The 4380-nt window shown below is 69.9% G+C and carries 3 protein-coding genes; 2 read left to right on the plus strand and 1 reads right to left on the minus strand.

Annotated elements, in window-relative coordinates; all coding sequences use genetic code 11:
• The first annotated feature begins 201 nt into the window (after nt 1-201).
• Nucleotides 202-1014, plus strand: a complete 813-nt coding sequence (locus G6027_RS00340) for a DoxX family protein (protein ID WP_182634367.1) — start codon at nt 202-204, stop codon at nt 1012-1014.
• Between the two features lie 22 nt (nt 1015-1036).
• Here G6027_RS00340 and ilvD read toward each other — a convergent pair whose 3' ends face one another.
• Nucleotides 1037-2875 carry a dihydroxy-acid dehydratase gene (ilvD, locus tag G6027_RS00345; RefSeq protein ID WP_182634370.1) on the minus strand — a complete coding sequence of 613 codons (1839 nt, stop codon included), beginning with the start codon at nt 2873-2875 and terminating at the stop codon, nt 1037-1039.
• Between the two features lie 193 nt (nt 2876-3068).
• On the opposite strand from ilvD, the gene G6027_RS00350 reads away from it, so the two are divergent.
• The coding region (locus tag G6027_RS00350) for a DUF3533 domain-containing protein (protein ID WP_182634372.1) at nt 3069-4380 on the plus strand (1312 nt) is incomplete at its 3' end.

Raw genomic sequence — 4380 nt, forward strand, 5'->3', positions numbered from 1 at the left:
GCCGGGCGGGCTGGACGGCGGTGCCGCGCCCATCCCCGGGCCGGGGGCGGGGGTGAAGGGGGCCTCGAGACGGTCGTCGAACCTCGCGCACCCGGCCGTCGCGACGGCCAGGACCACCAGCAGCGAGAGCGATCTCATGGCCACAAGCCTACGGTGCGCCGTGTCCTGGGTGCGGGTGCCCGGGAAGCGGCCTATGGTCGGATGGTGACTTCCTCAAAGCCCGGAGACGACGCCCGAACCGAGATCATCCACGACGTCGACTACCCGCTCGACGTCCCCAACGCGACGGGGACCGGTTCCGGCACGGGGACCGCGGACTCGGCGACCACGGCATTCCCCGCTGCGGGCCGGACGGACTACTCGCAGTTCTCGGAGTCCGGGGGATATGACACGTCGACGCCGTTGCCGTTCGGCGACCATCCCACGACGATCGACCCCGCCCCCCGGGACGAGATCTCTCGGCGCGGCACGACCGACTTCGGGTTGTTCCTACTCCGACTCGCCGTGGGTGTCCTGCTGGCGATGCGCGGTATGCAGAAGCTCTTCGGCCTGTTCGGGGGCCCGGGACTCGACGGGTTCACGCAGACCCTCACCGAGTCGGGCTTCGAACAGGCCCGGCTCCTCGCGATCGCCGGCGGCGCCGTCGAGTTGGTCGCGGGGATCCTGCTCGTCGTGGGCCTGGCGACGCCGGTCGCGGCGGCCGGGTTGCTCGGACTCGTCGGGTTGGGCATCGCGGTCCGGCTGACCGGCGACGACCCCATGCCGCTCATCGGTGAGACGACCCGTGGCCTCGAGACGTCAATCCTGTACGTCGCCGCCCTGCTCGCGCTCCTGTTCGCGGGGGCAGGACGCTGGTCTGTCGACCGCAAGTGGCTCTGGTCGCACCGTCCCCGGTTCAGCGGAGTGATCTGGCTGCTGCTGGCCGTCATCGCGGCGGGAGTGATCTGGTACCTGCTCAACGGCACCAATCCGTTGATGTCCACCACCGACAGTCCCGCGGTCACCGCGGGCTGATCGGGGCGGCGGGCCGGGGCGGTCAGTCGGGCAGGATGCGGACCGCACCCTTGTCCGCGGAGGACGCCATGGAGGCGTACGCCCGTAGTGCGGTGGAGACCTTCCGGACGCGGTTGGCCGGACGCCACGGGAGGGGACCCTTCTCGACCCGGCGGCGGTCCAGCTCGTCGTCGTCGACCTCCACCGAGATGGACCGTGTGGCCACGTCGATCGTCACCACGTCACCGTCACGGATCAGTCCGATCGGGCCGCCGGCGGCGGCCTCGGGGGCGATATGCCCGATGGACAGTCCCGACGAGCCGCCGGAGAAGCGGCCGTCAGTGATCAGAGCGCACCTGGTGCCCAGTCCGGCGCCCTTGATGAACGCGGTGGGGTGCAGCATCTCCTGCATGCCCGGGCCGCCGGCCGGACCCTCGTAGAGCACCACCAGCACCTCACCGGGCTGCAGGGTCTTGTCCAGGATCACCGACACCGCCTGCTCCTGCGACTCCACGACCCGCGCCGGACCGCTGAAGTGGAAGTTCTCCTCGGACACGCCGGCGGTCTTGAAGACCGACCCGTCCGGCGCGATGTTGCCGCGGAGCACGGCCAACCCACCCTCGGCGGTGGCCGGGTGCTCGACGGAGTGGATGCACCCGTCCACGGCGTCCGTGTCGAGCGACTCCCAGCGGTTGTCCGTGGAGAACGGCTCGATCGTGCGGACCCCGCCCGGGGCGGCGTGGAACAGTTCGATCGCCTCCTCGGTGGCGGTGCCACTCCGGATGTCCCAGTCCGCGATGTACTGCTCGAGCGAGGGGGAGTGCACCGAGTGGACGTTCGTCTCCAGCAGCCCGCCGCGGAACAACTCGCCGAGGATCGCCGGGATGCCACCGGCCCGGTGGACGTGTTCCATGTAGTAGTCCGAGTTGGGTGCGACCTTGGCCAGGCACGGGACCCGACGGGAGATCTGCTCGATGTCGTGTAGATCGAAGTCCACCTCACCCTCCTGCGCGGCGGCGAGGATGTGCAGCACGGTGTTGGTGGACCCGCCCATGGCCACGTCGAGCGTCATGGCGTTGGCGAAGGCCTCTTTGGTGGCGACCGACCGCGGCAGGACCGACTCGTCGCCGTCCCGGTAGTAGCGGTGACAGAGATCCACGATCACCCGGCCGGCCTCGGCGAAGAGTTCCCGTCGGGCACTGTGGGTGGCCAGGGTGGAGCCGTTGCCGGGGAGGGACAGGCCCAGGGCCTCGGTGAGGCAGTTCATGGAGTTGGCGGTGAACATGCCCGAGCAGGAGCCACAGGTGGGGCAGGCCGAGCGTTCGATCGCGTCGAGGTCCTCCCGGTCGACCGCCGGGTTGGCCGAGGCGGAGATCGCGGTGACGAGGTCGGACCCGGCCTTGACCACACCGTCGACGACCACCGAGAAGCCGGATTCCATGGGGCCGCCGGAGACGAACACGGTCGGGATGTCGAGCCGCATCGCCGCGTTGAGCATTCCCGGCGTGATCTTGTCGCAGTTGGAGATGCACACCAGTGCGTCGGCCGTGTGTGCGTTGACCATGTACTCGACGGAGTCGGCGATGATCTCGCGGCTGGGCAGTGAGTACAGCATCCCCGCGTGCCCCATGGCGATGCCGTCGTCCACGGCGATGGTGTGGAACTCGCGCGCGACCCCGCCGGCCGCGGAGATCTGCTCGGCGACGATCTCGCCGACGTTCTTCAGGTGCACGTGCCCCGGGACGAACTGGGTGTACGAGTTGGCGACCGCGATGATCGGCTTACCGAAGTCGGCGTCCGTCATGCCGGTGGCGCGCCAGAGGGCGCGAGCCCCCGCCGCGTTGCGTCCGGCGGTGCTGGTGCGTGACCTCAGGGCAGGCATGGGACCTCGATCCGTTCGGGGACGACGGGACGGGCGTCCCGTCTGGGCAGCCTTGCGATCAGACCTGCGACCGGCCTCGTGACTCGGGCGGGGACGCACCGGGGGACAGGAACACGATACCCGCGGTGGCAGGAGTAACTTCGTCTCGGTCGGCCGTGTGGTCGACCGGCGTTCCACACGAATGAGGATCACCATGACCGATTCCGGCCACACCGGTGGCTTCCGCGAATTCGCCTCGCACTCGGCAGGCGCGGTGGTCCTGGTCTGCGGCCTGTTCTTCCTCCTGTCGTTCATGTATCTGGGCGGCACCGCGGACCCCCAGGCCCACGCCAGGCACATCCCCGTGGCGGTGGTGGACTCCGACCGCGGCGCGTCGCTGGACACGCCGATCGGCGTGCGGGACCTCGACGTGGGATCGCAGATCACCGCCGGGCTGCTCCAGAACAACGACTGGGAGAAGATCCGGCTGCACGTGGTGGACCCCGAGACGGCGGAGGAGGGGCTGCGTGACGGATCGTACTTCGGGGCGATCAGGATCCCCGCCGACCTGAGCGAGCGGGTCGTCGGCCTGGTCGAGGCGGCGGCCACCGAAGAGGGGGATGCCGCGGAACCGCCCGCGCCCGCGCGGGTCACGGTCGAGTACTCGCCCCGAGTCTCCATCGTGTCGAGCCAGGTCATGAACACCATGGCGGGGGCGATGCAGGAGTCGTTCCGCGACCGGATGGGCCCCAGGCTGCTCTCGGACTCGCAGCTGCTCGCCGAGGCGGAGGGCAGGACGATCGGCGCCGCCGCGACCCTCGCCCTGCAGGACCCGGTCGGGATCGGCGTGACCGCGTGGAACCCGCTGCCGGAGGGGGTGTCGAACGCCTCGCTTCCGATGTTCTACGCACTGATCGTGATCCTCGCGGGCTTCACCGGGGCGATGATCATCTCCGCCGTGGTCGACGCCCGGCTCGGGTTCATCCCCCTGGAGATCGGACCTCTGGCGCTGCACGTGCACGTGGCCCCGTTCGGCCGGCTCCAGACGCTGGCCCGCAAGTGGGTGGTCACACTCGTGACGGCCCCCCTCGTGTCCGGGCTGTGCCTTCTCGTCGCGCACATCATCGGGGTCACCGGGTACGACCCGTGGCACATGTTCTGGTTCTCGAACCTCGTGATCGTGGCGGTGGGGGTGTGTGCACACACGATCATCGCGGCGATCGGGAACGCCGGACTCCTGGTCAACCTGGTCGTGTTCGTGGTGCTGGGGATACCCACGTCGGGAGGAGCCACACCGACGCAGATGCTGCCGCAGGTGTTCGTCGCGATCGGCAACCTCCAGCCGATGCACCAGGCCTACCTGGGGCTGCGGTCGATCATGTTCTTCGACTCGAGCTGGGACGCGGGCCTGGGGCACGCGGTGTGGGTCCTCGGCGGCTGGGCCGTGGCCGGACTCCTCGCGGGGGTGGCGGTCACCCTGGCCTACGAGCGCATGGGGCTGCGCCGCCAGGCCGTCGCGGACCGCG

The sequence above is a fragment of the Dietzia sp. SLG310A2-38A2 genome (assembly GCF_014145095.1).
In the GTDB taxonomy this organism is placed as follows: Bacteria; Actinomycetota; Actinomycetes; order Mycobacteriales; family Mycobacteriaceae; genus Dietzia.